The sequence below is a fragment of the Tautonia marina genome, assembly GCF_009177065.1.
In the GTDB taxonomy this organism is placed as follows: domain Bacteria; phylum Planctomycetota; class Planctomycetia; order Isosphaerales; family Isosphaeraceae; genus Tautonia; species Tautonia marina.
The window spans coordinates 644,005-663,187 of sequence record NZ_WEZF01000001.1; the positions used below are offsets into that span (position 1 = coordinate 644,005).

Annotated in this window: 15 protein-coding genes; 4 read left to right on the top strand and 11 right to left on the bottom strand. The window is 64.2% G+C overall.

Annotation, left to right across the window (positions count from 1 at the left end; all coding sequences use genetic code 11):
* Positions 1 to 8: 8 nt before the first annotated feature.
* From mce to GA615_RS02445, 9 genes are all read right to left on the bottom strand, one after another.
* Complete coding sequence (mce, locus tag GA615_RS02405; RefSeq protein ID WP_152049640.1) at positions 9 to 425, bottom strand: methylmalonyl-CoA epimerase; 417 nt, start codon at positions 423 to 425, stop codon at positions 9 to 11.
* A gap of 40 nt (positions 426 to 465) precedes the next feature.
* A complete protein-coding gene (locus GA615_RS02410) occupies positions 466 to 858 on the bottom strand; it encodes a biotin/lipoyl-containing protein (protein ID WP_152049641.1) in 393 nt (130 codons plus the stop codon).
* On the bottom strand, positions 855 to 1,172 hold the full coding sequence (locus GA615_RS02415) for a hypothetical protein (protein WP_201750082.1): 318 nt from the start codon (positions 1,170 to 1,172) through the stop codon (positions 855 to 857). Before GA615_RS02415 ends, GA615_RS02410 begins: the two co-directional genes overlap by 4 nt.
* Before the next feature lie 21 nt (positions 1,173 to 1,193).
* Positions 1,194 to 2,756: an acyl-CoA carboxylase subunit beta gene (locus tag GA615_RS02420; RefSeq protein WP_152049642.1), complete on the bottom strand. Its 1,563-nt coding sequence runs from the start codon at positions 2,754 to 2,756 to the stop codon at positions 1,194 to 1,196.
* A 21-nt stretch (positions 2,757 to 2,777) separates the two neighbouring features.
* Positions 2,778 to 4,292 carry a methylmalonyl-CoA carboxytransferase subunit 5S gene (locus GA615_RS02425; protein WP_152049643.1) on the bottom strand — a complete coding sequence of 505 codons (1,515 nt, stop codon included), beginning with the start codon at positions 4,290 to 4,292 and terminating at the stop codon, positions 2,778 to 2,780.
* An 84-nt stretch (positions 4,293 to 4,376) separates the two neighbouring features.
* Positions 4,377 to 5,420 carry a methylmalonyl Co-A mutase-associated GTPase MeaB gene (gene meaB, locus GA615_RS02430; protein WP_152049644.1) on the bottom strand — a complete coding sequence of 348 codons (1,044 nt, stop codon included), beginning with the start codon at positions 5,418 to 5,420 and terminating at the stop codon, positions 4,377 to 4,379.
* Positions 5,421 to 5,471: 51 nt separating this feature from the next.
* Positions 5,472 to 7,676 (bottom strand): methylmalonyl-CoA mutase, encoded by a 2,205-nt coding sequence (gene scpA, locus GA615_RS02435; protein WP_152049645.1) that lies wholly within the window; start codon positions 7,674 to 7,676, stop codon positions 5,472 to 5,474.
* On the bottom strand, positions 7,673 to 9,823 hold the full coding sequence (locus GA615_RS02440; RefSeq protein WP_152049646.1) for a methylmalonyl-CoA mutase family protein: 2,151 nt from the start codon (positions 9,821 to 9,823) through the stop codon (positions 7,673 to 7,675). The genes scpA and GA615_RS02440 overlap by 4 nt, the downstream gene beginning before the upstream one ends.
* Positions 9,824 to 9,865: 42 nt before the next feature.
* Positions 9,866 to 11,380: a succinate CoA transferase gene (locus GA615_RS02445; RefSeq protein ID WP_152049647.1), complete on the bottom strand. Its 1,515-nt coding sequence runs from the start codon at positions 11,378 to 11,380 to the stop codon at positions 9,866 to 9,868.
* Between the two features lie 811 nt (positions 11,381 to 12,191).
* Between GA615_RS02445 and GA615_RS02450 the strand changes: the two genes are divergently transcribed.
* Complete coding sequence (locus tag GA615_RS02450; protein ID WP_201750083.1) at positions 12,192 to 12,596, top strand: acyl-CoA thioesterase; 405 nt, start codon at positions 12,192 to 12,194, stop codon at positions 12,594 to 12,596.
* Between the two features lie 78 nt (positions 12,597 to 12,674).
* Positions 12,675 to 13,670: a serine hydrolase gene (locus GA615_RS02455; protein WP_161602120.1), complete on the top strand. Its 996-nt coding sequence runs from the start codon at positions 12,675 to 12,677 to the stop codon at positions 13,668 to 13,670.
* A gap of 21 nt (positions 13,671 to 13,691) precedes the next feature.
* Here the strand turns inward: GA615_RS02455 and GA615_RS02460 are convergent, their stop codons facing one another.
* Positions 13,692 to 14,627, bottom strand: coding sequence for a polysaccharide deacetylase family protein (locus GA615_RS02460; RefSeq protein ID WP_152049650.1), 936 nt, complete (start codon positions 14,625 to 14,627; stop codon positions 13,692 to 13,694).
* A gap of 435 nt (positions 14,628 to 15,062) precedes the next feature.
* Between GA615_RS02460 and GA615_RS02465 the strand changes: the two genes are divergently transcribed.
* The gene (locus GA615_RS02465; protein ID WP_152049712.1) at positions 15,063 to 16,118 is read left to right on the top strand and encodes a DUF2891 domain-containing protein; all 1,056 of its coding nucleotides are present in this window, start codon (positions 15,063 to 15,065) and stop codon (positions 16,116 to 16,118) included.
* Between the two features lie 48 nt (positions 16,119 to 16,166).
* Here the strand turns inward: GA615_RS02465 and GA615_RS02470 are convergent, their stop codons facing one another.
* Positions 16,167 to 17,564, bottom strand: a complete 1,398-nt coding sequence (locus GA615_RS02470) for a sulfatase (RefSeq protein WP_152049713.1) — start codon at positions 17,562 to 17,564, stop codon at positions 16,167 to 16,169.
* A 567-nt stretch (positions 17,565 to 18,131) separates the two neighbouring features.
* On the opposite strand from GA615_RS02470, the gene GA615_RS02475 reads away from it, so the two are divergent.
* Positions 18,132 to 19,157: a WD40 repeat domain-containing protein gene (locus tag GA615_RS02475; protein WP_161602121.1), complete on the top strand. Its 1,026-nt coding sequence runs from the start codon at positions 18,132 to 18,134 to the stop codon at positions 19,155 to 19,157.
* Positions 19,158 to 19,183 lie beyond the last annotated feature (26 nt).

Genomic DNA, 19,183 nt, shown 5'->3' on the forward strand with positions numbered 1-19,183 from the left:
CGGGGAGGTTAAGGGTTGCTCGGTGGTTCGCACAGTTCGGTCAGCACGCCGTGAGTGCTCTTGGGGTGGGCGAAGGCAATCCGCATGTGATGAGCCCCGGCGCGGGGGGATTCGTCGATCATGCGGAGCCCGGCCGCTTTCCACTCCGCGATCCGATCCTCGATCCGATCGACGGTGAACGCGACGTGGTGCATGCCTTCACCGCGCTTGTCGAGGAAACCGGCGATGGTGCTGGTCGGATCAGTCGGTTCGAGTAACTCGAAGCGGACATCTCCGATGCGAAAGAAGCCAACGCGCACCTTCTGGTCCGCCACGACCTCGATTCCTTCGAACTCGGCGCCGAGCGTTTCCTCGTAGTACGGACGGTGATCATCGATCGATTTCACCGCGATCCCGATGTGGTTGAGTGCCTTGACGGGAGCCATCGTGAAGGTTCCTGTTCCAGAGAGTTGATCGGGGCCGGAGTTATTCGAACTCGATCAGGACCTGACCTTGCTGGACGCCATCTCCTTCTGCTGCGTTGATCTTGGAGATCTTTCCGGCGATCGGGGCGGTGATGACGGTTTCCATTTTCATCGCTTCAAGCACGATGAGAACGTCGTTGACCTGGATCGACTGGCCAGGCTGGACCGCGACCTTGGAAACGACCCCGGCCAGAGGGCTGCGGCAAACCTTGCTTTCGTCGGCCACGGGAGCGTGGCCCGCGGCGGCCGAGGGGGGAGCGACGGCGCTCGAAGGGGCAGCCGAAACTCGAGCCTGGCCCATTGGGGGCACATAGCTGTGCCGGGGAGTCTCCGGCTCGGCCACCTCGACCTCGACCTCGTACACGTTGCCATCAACCGTAATTTTGAGTTTCAACGCTCGCTCCTACCATGCTTGATCGCCAGGGTGTGCGAGGCCTGGACGGTGACGCGGCCCTGTTGAGCCCAGGCAGGCGAGCCGAGCAGCCGGATCTGTCGCACGTGGGCCCGCTTGCCGAGGAAGGCCGCGACTGCGGCGGCAATGACAAAGACGAGTTCATCGTTGATCGGTGCGGCCACCGAGGGGGCCGTTGCGCCGGCGTTCCCCTTGGCTTCCATGGCTGAGACACGATCGGTAAGGTGCGCGACCTCGCGGCGGAGGGCCTCAACGGCCTCGACGAGCCTGGCCAGGTCGTTCGGCTCGGAGTTCATGAGCGTGGTCCTCCGTTCGGGTCAAAGAGGGATGAGGCCGTGCTTCTTGGGGGGGCGAACCTCTCGCTTGGCATGGAGATACTCCAGCGCCTGGGCGAGATGCCGGCGGGTGTCGGCGGGTTCAATAATGTCATCGACGAGGCCGCGACCGGCGGAAACATACGGGCTTGAAAAGGTCGATCGGTATTGTTCGATCAACTCGGCACGGCGAGCGGACTTGTCCTGGGCCTCCTGCATCTCCTTGCGGAAGACGATCTCGACGGCCCCTTCGGCTCCCATGACCGCCACCTCGGCCGTTGGCCAGGCGAAGACGCGGTCGGCACCGAGATCCTTCGAACACATGGCCAGGTGCGCCCCGCCGTACGACTTGCGCAGGATGACCTGGATCTTCGGTACCGTGGCCGCCGAGTACGCAAAGAGCATCTTCGCGCCGTGGCGGATGATCCCGTCGTGCTCTTGCTTGACCCCTGGCAGGAAGCCGGGAACGTCCACGAACGTGATCAAGGGAATATTGAAGGCGTTGCAGAACCGAATGAAGCGGCTGGCCTTGGTTGATGCGTTCACGTCCAGTACGCCGGAAAGCACCGACGGTTGATTGGCGATCACACCGACCGATCGGCCCAGGATGCGGGCGAAGCCGACCACGACATTCCGTGCGTATCCTTCCTGAACTTCGAGAAAATCGCCCTGATCGACAATGCCGCAAATGACATTGCGGATGTCGTAGCCTTGCTTCGGCTCGACCGGAACGATCCGAGCCAACTCGGGGTTCGGATCAACGTTGTTCTCCGTGGGAATCCGAGGGGGATCCTCCAGGTTATTCGCGGGCAGGAAGCTGAGAAGGCGTCGGCAGAGATAGAGCGCTTCCTCATCATTCTCGGCGATGAAGTGGGTGACGCCGGAGAGGCTCATATGAGCGTCGGGTCCGCCGAGGGCCTCGGACGTAATGACTTCGCCGGTCACTTGTTTGATCACCTGAGGGCCGGTGATAAACATTTGTGATTGGCGTGTCTGGATGATGAAGTCGGTCAGGGCGGGCGAATAGGCCGCTCCTCCCGCGCACGGTCCACAGATCAACGAGATCTGAGGAACCGCGCCCGACAGTTGCACGTTTGTGTAAAAGACACGTCCGTATCCGGAGAGGGAGTCGATCCCTTCCTGCACCCGAGCGCCGCCGGAGTCGTTGATGAAGATGAAGGGGCTGCCGGTATGCAGCGCCTGCTCCATCACATCGGCGACCTTGTTCGAGTGGACCTCACCGGCCGAGCCTCCCAGCACGGTAAAGTCCTGGCTGGCGAGGTGGACGAGTCGGCCGTCAATGGAACCGGCTCCGGTGACGACGCCATCAGCCGGAACCTCCTTGCCCGCCATGCCGAAGTGGACCTGGCGATGCTGTGCGAAGAGGCCGAACTCCTCGAAGCTGTCGGGGTCAAGCAAGGTACTGACGCGTTCCCGGGCGGTGAGCTTGCCTTGCTCTTTCTGCTTGGCCAGGCGATCGGGACCGCCCCCTTGACGGAGATGGTCCTTGCGGTTGCGGAGCTCCGCGACCAGGTCATCCATCGATTTCTTCGGATTGCCGCTCATCGCTTCCTGTCCTTTCTCGGATCACGAGGGCTCGACGGTCACCGCGTGGCTCGTGTTGCCGATGCGGACCTGATAGGTGATGGGGCTGGTGACGGGACCTTTCGCGTCGATGGCCTTCGCCGCCGGGCTGGCAGCTGCCGCCGCGGCCGCCGCGGTCACCGGGTCCTTGCCAAGATTTATCGGCCCCTCGCCGCGGTGGGCAAAGAACTTCGGGGCGACCTGCGGGAACATGGCGTAGGTCAAGACGTCTTCATCCGAGCCGTCGCACCCTTCAAGGGCCAGTGCCTTGCTGCGGAGCTCCTCCCATTCCGGCTTGAGCAAGTCGGCGGGGCGCGTGGTGATCGGCTCCTTCTTGGCGTGAGCGGCGGCCAGGGCGATGACCTCGGGGTCACGATCACCGAGGGTTTCACCGTAGTAGCCGAGCATCAGGTCGGCAAACTCTCCGGTGAGAACCTTGTACGGACCCATCAATACATTGAACACCGCCTGAGTGCCAACGATCTGGCTCGACGGCGTGACCAGTGGCGGGTAGCCGGCGGCCTTGCGAACGTTGGGAACCTCGTTGAGCACGTCCTTCACACGGTCGCCGGCCCCTTGCTGCTTGAGCTGGCTTTCCATGTTCGAGATCATGCCGCCGGGGATCTGGCTGTCGAAAATCTCGGTTTCGACACCGACGAACTTCGACTCGAACTCAGCATAACGCGGACGAACCTTGGCGAAGTGGTCCTTGATCTTCAGCAAGCGGTCCTTATCGAGCCGGGTTGTATAGTCGGTGCCCTGGAGCATCTCGACCAGGGCCTCGGTCGGATTGTGGCCGGGGCCGAGGCTCAGGGAGGAGATGCAGGTGTCCACGATGTCGGCCCCGGCCTCGATCGCCTTCATCAGGCTCACGAGCGTCACGCCCGTCGTGGCGTGAACGTGAACATGAACCAGCGTATCCTGCCCGCAGGCCTCTTTGATCCCTCGGACGATCTCATACGCTGGTTGCGGGCGCAAAAGCGCGGCCATATCTTTAATGCAAATCGAGTTGCAGCCGAGATCCTGCAACTGCTTGGCCATCTCGATGAACTTGTCGACCGTGTGCAAAGGGGAGGTAGTGTAACAGATTGTCCCCTCGGCGTGCTTGCCGGTGCGACGAACCGCTTCGAGAGCACGGCGGAGGTTCCGGATGTCGTTCAAGGCATCGAAGACACGGAAGACATCCATGCCGTTCTCGGCCGATTTGTCGACGAAGCGGTCAACCACCGTGTCTTCGTAGTGACGGTAGCCGAGCAGGTTTTGCCCACGGAGGAGCATCTGCAATCGGCTGTTGGGCATCAGTTTGCGAAACGTTCGCAGGCGTTCCCAGGGGTCCTCGTTGAGGAATCGGATGCAGGAGTCGTAGGTCGCCCCTCCCCAGCACTCGACGCTCCAGTAGCCGGCCTGGTCGATGTCCTCGCAGATGGGCGTCATGTCCTCCAGGGCCATGCGGGTCGCCAGGAGGCTCTGGTGACCGTCTCGGAGGGCAAGCTCCGTGACCTCAACCGTTCGTGGCATCGTTCGGGGCTCCAATCAGGGAGAAGGGAAATCGATCAATCGGGAGAGCGAGGAGAGGTTGGGGAGCAGCGTCGGGGTTCAACATCAGTCTGAAGGCGGGGGGGGAGCGCCCAGAAGGCCGAGGGCATCGATCAGCCGATCCGCGGCGGCCGAGGCGGTGAGCCGGCCCTCGCGAACCTTCGATTCGAGATCCGCAGTCAGGTTCGCCATGCCCGGTCCTTCTCTCAGGATACGCTGCAATTGGTCGTTCACCAGATCCCACATCCAGCGAATCGCCTGGCTCTGCCGGCGCTGCTGGAACACCCCGACTCGTTCGAGTGTCTGGCGATGTTCCAGCACCTGATTCCAGATCGCGTCAAGCCCCACATTCTCGAGCGCACTGCACGCCAGCACCGGCGGTTGCCAGGGGCTTTCGGGAGGGTGCATCACGCGCAAGGCTTTCCGATACTGGTTGACGGCGCGGAGGACTTGCGGACGGTTCGTGCCGTCGGCCTTGTTGACGGCGAGCAGGTCGATCATCTCGATCAGCCCTCGCTTGATCCCCTGCAACTCGTCTCCGGCTCCGGCAATCAAGACGGCGAGGAAGGTATCGACCATGTCGGCAACGGTCGTCTCGGATTGACCCACACCGACGGTTTCGACCAGCACAACATCAAAGCCGGCGGCTTCGCAGGCCAGCATCGTCTCCCGGGTGCTTCGGGCCACGCCGCCAAGGGTCGCCCCGCTCGGAGAGGGGCGGATGTAGGCGTTCGGCTCAAGACTGAGGTGTTCCATGCGGGTCTTGTCGCCAAGGATGCTCCCGCCGGTGATCCGGCTGGACGGGTCAATCGTCAGCACGGCGACTCGGTGGCCGGCGTGGATCAGATTCAGGCCCAGGGCCTCGATCAGGGTGCTCTTGCCCGCGCCGGGAACTCCCGTAATTCCCAGGCGGATGGAGTGGCCGGTGTGAGGCAACAACTCGTTCAGGACGCGACGGGCCAGATGACGGTCGTCGGCCCGGCGCGACTCGATCAGGGTGATGAACCGACTGAGCACGCCTCGCGATCGCGCCAGAACCCCCTCAACGTACTGCTCGGCGGAGAGCCGTCGTCGTGCGGGGGGAATCGGGGGCTCGGGCGGGAGCGTCATGGCGGGCTCAACAGGGTCAGGTCACGGGCCATCGGTCGTCGTCCGGACGCATCAGGCGGCGCCGGCGGGTTCCTCGTGGTCCTGGGGATCAAGCAGGTTGAGTAGCTTGAGGGCGGCGTCGGTGATCACGGTCCCAGGACCGAAGACGGCGACCGCGCCGGAGCGGTACAGTTCCTCGTAATCCTGAGGAGGGATGACACCGCCAACGACCACGAGGATATCGTCGCGGCCAAGGTCGTCGAGCGCCTTGCGAATGGCGGGAACCAGCGTCAAATGCCCGGCCGCCAGCGAGCTGACGCCAACCAGGTGGACGTCGTTGTCCACGGCCACTCGGGCGGCTTCCTCGGGGGTCTGAAACAGGGAGCCGACATCCACGTCGAAGCCGAAATCGGCGAAGGCGGTGGCCACGACCTGCTGACCGCGGTCGTGCCCGTCCTGGCCGAGCTTGGCAATGAGAATTCGGGGGCGTCGGCCTTCGTGTTCGAGGAATTGCTCGACCCGCTGCTGAACGCGAGCGACCGCCCCCTTGCGCTCACCGAACTGACGGGCATAAATCCCACTGATTTCGTGCATCTCCGCCTTGTGCCGTCCGTAGACCTTTTCGAGGGCGAGGCTGATCTCGCCTCCGGTCGCCCGGGCTCGGGCCGCGGCGATGGCCAGTTCGAGCATGTTGCCCGAGCCGGATCGGGCGGCCTCGGTCAGGGCGTTGAGCGTGGAATCGACGGCGGCTTGATCACGGTTCGCCCGCAGTTCGGCCAGTCGGCGGACCTGAGCCTCTCGGACGGCGTGGTTATCGACCTTGAGAACCTTGATCGGATCTTCGCGCTCAAGAATGTACTTGTTCACGCCCACGATGGTTTGCACGCCCGAATCAATATCGGCCTGGGTCCGCGCGGCGGCTTCCTCGATCCTCATCTTGGGAATACCGGCTTCGAGCGCCTTGGCCATGCCGCCGAGTTGCTCGACCTCGTACAGGTGAGCCCAGGCCCGGTGGGCCAGTTCGTGCGTCAGACGCTCGATGAAATAGCTGCCGCCCCAGGGATCGACCACCATGTCGGTGTCGGTTTCTTCCTGAAGGAAAAGCTGAGTGTTGCGGGCGATCCGGGCCGAGAAGTCGGTCGGAAGCGCCAGCGCTTCGTCAAGCGAGTTGGTGTGGAGGCTCTGCGTGTGACCCTGGGTCGCTCCCATCGCTTCGATACAGGTGCGGATCACGTTGTTGTACACGTCTTGGGCCGTCAGGCTCCACCCGCTCGTCTGGCTATGGGTTCGAAGGGACATGCTCTTGGGGTTCTTCGGGTCGAACCCCTTGACGATCTTTGCCCAGATCAGGCGAGCCGCGCGAAGCTTGGCGATCTCCATGAAGATGTCTTTGCCAATCGCCCAGAAGAAGGAAAGGCGGGGGGCGAACTCGTCGATACTCAGGCCCGCCCGGATGCCGGAGCGAAGGTACTCCAGGCCGTCGGCCATCGTGTAGCCGAGTTCCAGGTCGGCCGTCGCGCCGGCCTCCTGCATGTGGTATCCGCTGATGCTGATGCTATTGAACTTCGGCATGTGAGCCGAGGTATAACGGAAAATGTCGGAAATGAGCCGCATGCTCGGCTCGGGGGGATAAATGTATGTATTCCGGACCATGAACTCCTTGAGGATGTCGTTCTGGATCGTCCCGGCGAGTTTTTCCTGGGGAACCCCCTGTTCCTCGGCGGCGACGATGTACAGTGCCATCACCGGAAGGACGGCGCCGTTCATGGTCATCGAAACGCTGATATCCCCGAGTGGAATCCCGTCGAACAGAATCTTCATGTCGAGGATACTATCGACGGCGACGCCGGCCATGCCCACGTCGGCGGCGACCCGGGGGTTGTCCGAGTCGTAGCCGCGGTGGGTCGGCAGGTCGAAGGCGACAGACAGCCCCTTCTGACCCGCGGCGAGGTTGCGGCGGTAGAAGGCGTTCGACTCCTCGGCCGTCGAGAACCCGGCGTACTGCCGGACGGTCCAGGGGCGGACGACGTACATCGTCGTGTACGGCCCCCGGACGAACGGCGGGAGGCCGGGCATCGTCTGGAGATGGTCCAGCCCGTCGAGGTCACTCGATGAGTAGAGCGGCCGGACGGGAATCCCTTCGGGGGTCGGCCGGGCGAGGGACTCGATCGGCCGACCAGCCTCGGCCTCGGCGGCGGCTTGCCACCGCGTTCGATCGACCGAGGATGCGGAACCGCCCTTCCAGGGAATATCCTTGAAGTTTGGGATCGTGCTCATTGCAGGGCCCCTTCCTCGCGCAGCAGATCCCGGAGCGTCCCCAGGACGTCGCATCGGATAAAGATGAATCGATCGACGCCGGCCGCGCGGTATCGGGCCTCGCCCGCTCCCGGATTGCCGGCCAGGATGACGGTTCGAGCCCCGGCGGCCTTCAAGGCCGATGCCAGGGGTTCGGCCAGGGTGTCGTAGTTCGCGTCGGTTGAGCAGATGACGGCAATCTTCGCCCCACTCTGGGCGAAGGCGGCGGCAGCGGCTTGAGGATCGGCAAAACCGTCGTTGTTGACCTCCTCGAAGCCACCGGCCTGGAAGAAGTTCACGGCGTAGGTTGATCGGGCAATAAACTCGGCCGGTTTCCCCAGGTTCGCCAGGAAAACGCGGGGACGCTGGCCGGTTTGCTCGGCGAGTTGGTCGGCGGCGGCCCGAAGTTCCTCGAACGCGGCGGCGTAGGGATGGACGGCCAGAGGAGTCACCTGGGCCGGTTTCCCACCGGTTGACGCCTCAGCCAGGGTTGCGTGAAGCAGGCCGAGCGTTGCCCCGTCGAGGGCGGCCTGTACGGCGGCCTCGGTCAGCGAGCCGGGGGAGCGGTTTGTGTCGCGAGCGACCTCGGCGACAGTCTTCAGCGAGTCACCGCATTGGTGGTCCCGACGCCAGGCGACGAGCCGCGTGGAGGCCTCGGCGCGGAGCCGGGCGTAATCGGGGCGGGTGCGGACGAGCCGTTCCTCCCGAACGTCGGGATGCTCGGTCACGCCGGTGACCACGAGCTTGCGGGTGGCGATGTCTTTCTCCCGAGCGGTCTCGACCGCCGTGATTTGCTCCGCAACCCAGCCATCGAGACAGGCGGCAATCATTCCACCGCGAGCCTCGACCTGCTGGAACAGTTGCCAGGCCGATTCGGCCAGTTGATCGGTCAGCGATTCGAGGAACCAGGAGCCCCCGGCCGGGTCGATCACGCGGTTCAGGTGAGACTCTTCCTGCAAGATGATCTGCGTGTTGCGGGCCAGGTGCCGGGTGAAATGGTCGCTCAGGCCGATGGCGGCGTCCATCGGAGCCGTGCCAATGGCGTCGGCTCCTCCCACGGCCCCGGCAAAGCAGCAGACCGTGTTTCGCAAGAGGTTGACCCAGGGGTCAACGCTGGTGAGCACGCGGCGGCTGGTTCGGGCCCGAAGCTGCATCGTGCGGCCGGTATCGGGGTCGCCGCCGCACTCGGCGACGACGCGAGCCCACATCGCCCGGAGGGCCCGGAGCTTGGCGATCGCCCGGAAAAACTGGGTGCCGAGGCTCACCCCGAAGGCGATTTGCCGGGCGGCCGTGTTCACGTCGAGCCCGGCCGCGGTCATCGCCCGGAGGTATTCGAGCCCTGTGGCCACGGCGAACGCGAGATCCTGCGTGCTCGACGCCCCGGCATGGTGGTACGGGCCGGTGCCGACCTCCACGGATGTGGCATTCGGATACTTCGAAGCGGTCCAGACGGCCAGATCGGCCAGCTCCGTCAACGCCGAGTCGAGCGGCACACCGAGGCGACCGTCTCGCATCAAGGCGCCGATGGGGTCGGCGTTGAAGGCGCATCGAACCGAAGCCGGGTCGATCGCTCGCCGCTGCAACTGGGCCGCCAGCAGGGCCGCGGCGGGCAGGAACGCCCCTCCACAGTCGATTGAGACAGGGGCGATGTCGAGCCGAACGGCTTCGAGCACCCGATCGAGATCCCCGAGCGAATAGGCCATCACCCCATCGTGCCCGGCGAGGCCGATGGCCGCGCGATCGTCGGCGTCGAGCCCGGCGCAGGCGGCGGCATCCAGACGAAGCTGGATTGAGGTCACACCGTGTTCGAGGTCGTCGAGGATGGCCCGATTTGCCTCAACCGGGTCGGGGTGCAGATGCTCCTGGCGAATATCCCAGCCCGAGACGGCATTGCCGAGCACGCGATCGCCCCGGGTCAGGGGGGCAAACCCCGGGAATCCGGACGGATCACCGGCCGCGGACCAGTGGTCGGCCGTGTACAGGGGCTGAATGTCGATGCCTTCAAAGGTCCGGCCGACGAGCTTTTTCTCGAACGGCGCGCCCTTGAGTTCGGCCTCGGCGTTCTTCCGCCATTGCTCGTACGAGCTTGGAGGAAAATCGACGGTGATGTTCAGATCCTTCTCGATCATGGGCGTTCTCTCCTTCCGGGCCGAGGGGTGGCCCTTGCCGTGTCAGCGAGGCCCGAACTGGGAGAGGTCGAGGTCTGGCAGCATGGCGCCGTGTTCGAGGAAGTTCGTGTGCAGCTCGAAGCATCGTTGCAGGTTGTGGCGAATGTGCCCCTGTGGGCTCGATTCGATGTAGTGGTGCAAATAATCGCGGAAGGCCGGGTGGGCGCAGTGGTCGATGATCTTTTTGGCACGGGGAATGGGGGCCAGGCCCCGCAGGTCGGCCAGGCCTTGCTCGGTGACGATGATCTGCACCGAATGCTCGCTGTGATCGACGTGCGAACACATGGGCACGATGGTCGAGATCTTCCCCCCCTTGGCGACCGACGGGCACATGAAAATCGAGAGAAACGCGTTTCGCTCGAAGTCTCCGCTGCCCCCCAGGCCGTTCATGACCTGGGTGCCGAAAAAGTGGGTTGAGTTGGCGTGGCCGTAGATGTCGACCTCGATCGCCGTGTTGGTCGCAATCACTCCGAGGCGTCGGGCGAGGCCGGGGTTGTTCGAGATCTCCTGAGGACGCAGCACAATGCGATCGGCGAACTCGTCGAAGTGGTCGTAGAGCCAGCTCAGTTTTTCGTCGGAAAGCGTGAGCGAGCAGGTGCTTGCGCCCAGCACGCCGCCGGCGGAAATCAGGTCGAGCATCGCGTCCTGAAGGACTTCGGTGAACACCTTGAACTTGGGAAAGTCGGAGCTTTCCGCCAGGCCGGCCAGCACGGCGTTGCAGACGTTGCCGACGCCGCTTTGCAGCGGCAGGAATCCGCTCGGAATCCGCCCGACGGCCATCTCGTCGAGCAGGAATTGCGAGACGTGCGCCGCGATCCTTCGGCTGGTTTCGTCGGGAGGAGCGAAACCACGGCCGCCGTCGGATTCGTCGTTCTGAACGATCCCGATCACCTTCTTCGGATCGACCAGGGCGTGCGGGGTGCCGATCTTGTCGAGGGGGTCGTGAATCGGGATCGGGCGGCGGTTCGGGGGCGGCGGGAGCATGAAGATGTCGGTCATCTCCCGGAGCCTCGGCGAGTGCCGGGCGTTGAGCTCGATGATGACCTTGTCGGCATATTGCAGGAAGGTCGGGGCGTTGCCGATGCCGGTGGTCAGGTAGACCTTGCCATCGGGCGTGATCTCGGTCGCCTCGACCACGGCCACGTCAATCGGTCCGAGGAACCCTTCGAGCACAACCTGGGAGACGTGCGAAAGGTGCATGTCGACAAAGTCGAGCTTCCCCGTATTGGCCAGCTTCCGCAGGGGGGCCGAGGTGAGGTAGGGGGCACGCCAGCTCACGGCCTCGGCCTTGCCCAACTCGTCGTCGCAGGCCTCGCCGGTCGATGCGCCGCTGAGCAAGCGAATCCGGAATGGCTGGCCCGATTCGTGCAACGCCCGGGCCCTCTGGGCGAGGGCTCGGGGTACCGCCTTGGGAGAGCCGGCCGGCGTGAAACCGGAGACGGCAAGCAGGGCATCGGGAGGAATCAGCTCGGCCGCTTCCTCGGCCGTCAGTTCCGGGAACGGAGTTCCAGTCGTCATCGTGTCACCGACTCTCCGTCGAAAACCTCGGCTCCGCTGCGGGGTTCGACCTCACGAGTTGCATCGTGCCGGATCGAGGCATCGGCCCTCGATCTGCTCGATTCGCCCCGGTCGCGGTTTCTGGAGAGCTTACCTCTCACCGGATCCCTTGAGATCCGGCCGGGAGCCACCAGAACCTGACCCTTCGGAGGACCGATCGGGCGATCGAGTTCCACTCGACGCCGCATTTGCACGGGAGGAGCCTTGGGATCCCGTGGCGAACGATCGGGCGCCATTGGTCAATTGGCGTCGAACCTGGCCGGGGCTGGCATCGTCCCTTGCAACACTCGCAAGGTTCCCCCGAGGGTGCCCGGCAATTCCACTCTGCCCAGGGGACGGTCGAGGCCGAAGCCCGACCGCAAGGCCTTCTAGTCTACGCTCACGCCCCGATCTCTCCAAGCGAGATCGCCCTTGTTCTCCAATCGATTCCTCTCGACGCCGCTTGGGAGGCCTTGGGGACTCTCACACCAGAGCGGAGCGTCTCCTGGGCCGGCTGCCTCCTTGAAGATGCCCGTCGGCGGTCGACACGGATTGCCCGAAGGCTCCCCCCACGGATGACAAGGCCGCGATCCCGCCCTTTGACCCGGCCGGTCGCAGGCGAGAGAATCACTCGTCCACTCGGATCGCAGTTCCTCTGGCTTTGCAGACCCGCTTCAGAACGGGACGATGTCCCGGGATCGAATCCGAGGGGAGCAGCTTTGAGGTCCGCGAAGGCTCCTGGCAGTAACCTTGCCCATGCTCACCTGCGGAACGGGTGATGGAGGACGTTGACGTGTCGGGGAGTCACCGGTTCGAACTGCCCATCCAGGTTGATCCCAGGGACATCGACCGGATGGGACACGTCAATAATGTCGTCTACCTCCGATACGCTCAGGACGCGGCCGTCGCTCACTGGTCGGCTGTGGCCACGCCCGAGTATGCCGAATCGCTGCTCTGGGTCGTTCGGCGCCACGAGATTGACTATTTGCGGCCGGCCCTTCCCGGCGATCAGCTTCTCGCGCTCACCTGGGTCGGAGCAGCCGACGGAGCGACCTTTGAGCGCTTCGTTGAGATTACCCGGCCCGCGGATGACTTGGTTCTGGCCCGGGTTCGCACAGTCTGGGTCGCGCTCGACCCGCAACGGCTCCGGCCTCGCCGCGTTCCCGAAGCCCTGCGACGCCTGTTCGACTCCGATTGAGGACTCTCCAGGAGGGTGATCCGGATGATCCCTCCCGAGTCGGCTCCCCCATTCCTGAAATCTTTCCCCGAGGTCCCGATGCTTCTCGATCGTCTCGTGCGGTCCCAGACGATTTCTGGAGCGGTCCTGGCGGTCCAGTGTGTTTTCCTGGTGTTGATCGCTTGGCCCATCGAGGTCGAAGCCCTTGGTCCTGACTCTCCCAACGCCACTTCGCTCGACGAGCGCGTTCAAGAGGTGCTGCAACCACTTGGTGACGGGCTGGCGGTCAGTGTCTGGGTCGGCCCAGCGGGGGGAGCCCCCTGGTTTGTGAGGAATCCGGAGGTCGCCCTTCCTTCGGCCAGTGCCATCAAAACGGCCTATCTGGTCGCCCTTTTCGCAAGGTTTGCCGACGATCTCGATGCGACCCCTCCCGGCCTCGACGAGGCCCTGAGCGATCATCACCCGGCCATGACGCCGTACACTCCGGAGCAACGCGACGACATTCGAACGGCCCTTCAGGGCGCTTCGGTTCGAACGCTCGGCGGGGTGATGATGGGATCGATCGACGCGCCGAACCATGTGTACAACGCGGCGGCGAGTGCCATCACGGCCATCCTCGGCGGGCCCGACGCCTTGACGGCCGCGATTCACGCGATCGATCCGGCCTTCCGTGGGATCGTCGCCCGGCGCTACATGCTCGCTCCTCGCAACGTGACCGGCGATAACGAAGCGTCGGCCGCTTCGCTCGCCGCGGTCCTGGCTCGCCTCGCCGCTGGCGAGCTTCCCGGCGTGAGCCCTGAGACATTGGCCGCGATGCGAGACGCGGTGATCGTTCAAGAGGATCTCCACGGCTTGCAAGGACGCCATTTCGTGAAGGGGGGGAGCCTCAACTCCGACCCCATCACCCGGGTCAAATCGGGCTGGTGGGAACGCCCCGAACTCGGGCCGGTCGTTTTGACCGTGATGCTTGCCCGGCCGAACCCCGGCAATCAGGGCCGCGCCGAGGCGGCGGAGCAACTGGACGCTGCCGCGTCGGCGCTCTCGGCGATGCTGCTGGAGGCCATCCAAGACGAATCGAATCGGCCCCAGCCGTAATCCCGATCGTCACCGGGCCGATCAGCGGCCTGAGGCTTCGGTCATCTCACGAAAGTCTCGCCAGGTGATGACCTTGATCCCAAGCCGCTCGATCTCGGCAATGGTTGCGGGATCGGTGAAGACTCGCCGATCACCGTCTCGGCGCTCCGCGCTGGTCGTCACGGCCCGCAGTTCGTCGTCGTTGTAGCCACAGTGGATGATGAGCTGCGAGACGCCGGGCGGCAGGGTCCGTAACGTTTCGATGTAGTTCTCGACCCGTTCCTCGTGAGTCTCCCCGCCGTAGAACTGGGCCAGCCCATCCAGGACGGGCAGGCGTCTCTCGTCGAGCGCGGCCAGCCATTGCTTGCCGCGTTCCCGGAGCGCTGGATAGGCTTCGACGACCGGCCCTTCCACCTCCCGGACGAAGAGAATCGGCAGGTCATACTTCAACCCCAGCGAGACATAGACCTCGATCAGATCGGGACGGCTCACGAGGGCTCCCATGTGGGTGTCGAGGTGCGAGAGCGGGATGCCCAGCGCCTTCGCCCGCTCGATCTGGGCGGTCAGCTCGATCTCCACCTCCTCGGCCACGGCCAGGCGGGCCACGGCCTCGACGTTGTCGTGTAGGTAGCCATCCTCATCCACCAGGCTCGGCACGCGATCTCGGCCTGCGACGGGGCCCCAGCGGTAGTGGTCCCATTCGGAGTTAAGGGTCAGGTGGACGCCGTAATCCTTCTCCGGGTTTGCCCTTGCGTACTCGGCGAATTCCGTGACCCATGGACAGGGGATCATAATGCTGCACGACGAGACGATCCCTTGCTCCATCGCGTCGATGGTCGCCCGGTTGACCGAGTGGCACATCCCCGCGTCGTCGGCGTGGATGATCAGGTAGCGTGTTTCCTCGTCCGCCCTCGTCGGAGCTGCCGACACCAGAAGGACGCCGAATCCGATCCACGTGGCGAGGCTGGCAAAACGCATGGCGGACAATCTCGATGGGAACCGGAAGTGACTCGATCGCACGGTGGAGAGAACCGCACCTCCCCGATCCAGCATGCGACGACAAGGGACAACCTGCAAGCTCAGACAGCGTCTCCGCCTTCCATCGCGGTTCTTGATCGAGCCCTCCTGTTCACGCGGATTCAACGTGTTTCGCGAGCGGACCCTCTGGGACGAGTCTTGTCAACCTTCAGAAGACGAAGGACCGATCCCGAAGCGGCACCTTGCGCCGCCGCGTGAGTGCCCCCGGCGGTGGCCCGTTCGGTCGGCGGCGGCTGGATGGTACGCTGACCTGGGCGTTGCGTCGGTCGGATGGATCGAGGACGCGTTTCGAATGAGCATCATCCCCTGGTGCGAGGATGGCAGATGACCCGGCGTCGATGTCTCGGTTTCCTGGCTTGCCTTCTGGGAGTCACCATGCCTCAGGCCGGTTTTTCCGACGAGCCTCCCGTCTCCCTCGACCGTGATCGAGCCTCCGCCTTTGCCCGGATCGCACTGGAGGCGATCGTCCGAGAATATCCGAACAAGCCGGAACACGTGCTCAGCGGGCCAGACGATCTCGACGCTCCCCGCGGACTCCACCCGGCGTTTTACGGGGCATACGACTGGCACTCGGCCGTGCATGGCCACTGGATGCTCGTGCGATTGCTCCGGCAATTCCCGGATCTGCCCGAGGCCGCGACGATCCGTCAAACCCTCGGCGCTCATCTGACCGCCGAGAACCTGCAGGCCGAGGCCGATTACTTCGACCATCCCGATCGCCGGTCGTTCGAACGGCCCTACGGCTGGGCCTGGTTGCTCAAGCTGGTCGAGGAACTTGACGCCTGGGACGACCCCGACGCCTTGATCTGGCGCGATCATCTCCGCCCGCTCGAAACCGTCATCGTTAACCGCTACCTCGATTACTTCCCGAAACAGACTTACCCGATCCGCACCGGGGTCCACCCCAACACTGCCTTCGGCCTCGCCTTCGCGCACGACTATGCCAGGGCGCTGAACAACAACCGGCTCCGACTCCTGATTGAGGAGCGGGCACGGACCTACTTCGACACCGATACCGACGCCCCGGCCCATTGGGAGCCGAGCGGGGCCGACTTCTTCTCCCCCGCCTTGATGGAGGCCGACCTCATGCGGCGCGTGCTTTCCACCGCTGAGTTTCGGCATTGGTTTTCCCGATTCCTTCCGGAAGTGGCCCAGGGCGAGCCGGAACCCTTGCTTCAGCCCGCCGAGGTCACCGATCGTTCCGATCCGCAACTCGTTCACCTCGACGGCCTGAATCTGAGTCGAGCCTGGTGCATGCGGAGCATCGCCCGAGCATTGGCCGAGGATGACCCCGCGCGGGACGCTCTCCGTTCCTCGGCCGAACAGCACGCTCGGGCCGCCCTCGATCACGTCACCAGCGGCGACTACGTCGGGGAACACTGGCTCGCCTCGTTCGCCGTCTTTCTGCTGACCGAGACCGAACGGGAGTAAACATCCTGCGGGGGCGGTGATCCCACAGTAGTCAGAACCCTGAGGGGATCACTCGCCCTCGCCGTTCGGTTCGACCGCGGCGTTGGGGGCCTCCTCCTTCGGAACAATTGCGGCAAGCCCGGCCTTGATCGCGAGAGATTCGGGAGCCTCGGCCAGATTGTGCCACTCCATCGGGTCGACGTCGTGGTCGTACAATTCCTCCGAGCCGTCCCAGTAACGGATGTATCGCCAGCGCTCCGATCGAACCGCGTGATTGCCTCGACCGTGCGTGGTCAGGGCCGGGTGGTCCCACGATCGAGAAGGGGCGCGGAGCAGGGGGGCCAGGCTTCGGCCTTCCAGCTCCGGACGTTCAGGAAGGCCGCACAGCTCGATCAGGGTCGGGTAAAGGTCGATGAGCGAGACGGTCCGATCGCATCGAACCCCCGCCGCGCTGACTCCCGGCGCGGTGATGAGCAACGGCACTCGCGTGGCTTCTTCCCACAGGGCAAACTTTCGCCAGTGCTGCTTCTCGCCGAGATGCCAGCCGTGGTCCCCCCAGGTCACGATGATCGTGTTCTCGGCGATCGGGCTGCGGTCCAGGGCATCGAGCAACCGGCCGACCTGATGATCGGCGAAGGCGATGCTGGCCAGATAGCCTTGCACGGCCAGATCCCACTGCTCATGTTCGAGCACCTTCCGATGATCTCCCTCGGGCCTGGCCATGGCGATCCCGGCGGGAGGAAGGTCATCGAGGTCGTCGTCGGGGACCTCCGGCCGCTGAATGGTTTCGATCGGGAAGGCGTCAAAATACGATTTCGGGACGTACCAGGGCAGGTGCGGTCGGTACAGGCCGACGGCCAGGAACAGGGGGGCGTTGCGATCCTGCGCAAGCTGCTCGATGGCCCAGTCCACCACCTGATGATCCCCCATTGCCTCATCCGGCACGTCAACCGGACCCCAGTCAAAATGGGCGGTTCGGGCAATCCCGTTGACCGGGGTCGCTTCGGGTTTCGGGTCGCTCGGCCGATCGAAGTACTGGTGCCAGGAAGCCGGATCGTTGAACGGGCCGTGGAAAATCTTGCCGCCGCCCAGCACCTCGTAACCGGCGGCCATGAAGTGCTGCGGCAAGGTCACGGCATCGGGCATCGCCGCTCGCCAGGGTTGGGGATTGAGGTAGACCCCACTGGTCGACGGTCGAATGCCCGTCAACAAGGCCGTCCGGGACGGATTGCAGGCCGGAGCCGCGCAATAGGCTCGATCGAAGACCACCCCCCGGCTCGCCAGGCGATCAAGATTCGGCGTGCTCGCCTGCGGATGCCCTCCGAGAAATCCGGTCCAGTCGTTCAGGTCGTCGATCGCCAGAAATAGCACGTTCGGGCGTGCTTCGGTCGCTCGATGAGCGTTCGAACGCTCCTGAGAAACCGCAGAATCCAGCGGCAGGAATCCGATTCCGATCGCAACGAGCATCCATGCTGGAATCCGAGCCGAGGACATGGGGCATCTCCTTCCGGGCGAGTGTCGCTTGGAGCAGTCCTGGTCACGACTTCGGACCAACCGACGGCAGGCAACGAGACCGTTTTCGCGTGGTGGAACCACCGTTCGCATGGCCGTCCCGAGCCTTCAGAGACACCTCGCCCGGGATGGCCCCTTGAGCCTACGCCTCCAGCGTTTCGGATTCCAGTGTCGTGCCAGTCAGCCCGAATGCGATGACTTGGTTACCCCACAGGCTCTCTCGAGCGTTCTCGAATCTTTTTTTGAGATCGGGGAAGAAGTCCCCGAATGATTTCGGCTTCTTGGCGAATCTGTTGGTGGACCGGATCGGATCCCCTTCAAACCGACCCGACCTGACCCGACCGGAGACTCACCGTTCGGTCATCAGGACCCGACTCGAAGGATGGAGGTCGGCCAGGTGGGGAGATTCGGTTCGTTTCGATTTTCTTTGGGTTTGGGGCTAGGGTCCGTCAATCGCCGGCCAAGCACATGAGGTCATGGTTCATGGCATTGCACGCACGTCGTCAGTCGGAGGACTTTGAGATGAGTGACCCCATGGACGCTTCCCGGTCCCGGTCCCGGTCATGGTCGCGAGGGATCGGCGTGTGCCCAGCCCTGGCGGTCTTGCTTGCCCTGTTGGCGGCGGTGGCCGTGCCGATTTTGAAGCAGCCTGAGGCGCCTCGTTCGCAGATCACGCTGCCGGAGGATGGCCTGGTTTCGTCGGTCGTGTTCGACTCCTCTGGTGATCGCATCTACTCCGATCACAAGGCACTGGGTCCGACGGTGCTTCAACTCGGGCAAGAAGGCGAATTGTTCCAGGGCCCCTCGGTCGGCCTTGGCCGATGTGCGACCATGGCGCTCGATCCGGGGGGGCGATCGCTGATCATCGCCAGAGAGTCAGGGGCGATCGAGGTGCGTGATCAGGAGACGCTCGACCTGCGTCAAACCCTTCCCGGCACCGACCGGAGCCTGAGCCTGGCCGTTTCCGCCGATGGCAAGCGCTTGATCTCGGTCGATCAGCACGATCTCTGTCGCTGCTGGTCGCTGACCGAGGGACAGATTCAGTGGGAGTACACCGAGCAGGCCGGGATCTCTCGATGCACCCTCTCTCCGGATGGAAAACACGTCGTCCTGGGCTTACGGCACGGAGAGATTGCCGTGCTCGACGCCGCAACGGGGACCGAGGTGGCCCGATGGAATGGTCACGGCCGCGGCTCCATGCTGCTTGCCCTGGCATTCACTCCAGACGGACAGACGCTGGTCAGTGTCGGGTTGGAAGGTCGGTTGCGAACCTGGGATGCCCTGGCCGACTGGAAATCGAAACTCGACATCGCGATGCCTGGAGGCACCTCTCGAAGCCTGGCCATTGCTCCCGATGGCCGCAGTCTGGCCACGGGGCACAACGATGGACAGGTCCGTGTCTGGGACCTCTCCACCGGGGCGTTGCTCGGTGAGGCCGCGATGGCGAATGTGCAACTGAGTTCGGTTTGCTTTGAGCCGATGGGGCAACGGTTGGCCGTGTCCTTCGGATCGACTGTTGCGGTCATCCCGACGCCCGGTTCGGTTTGACCATCCCTCGGGGGAGTCTCGCTCGG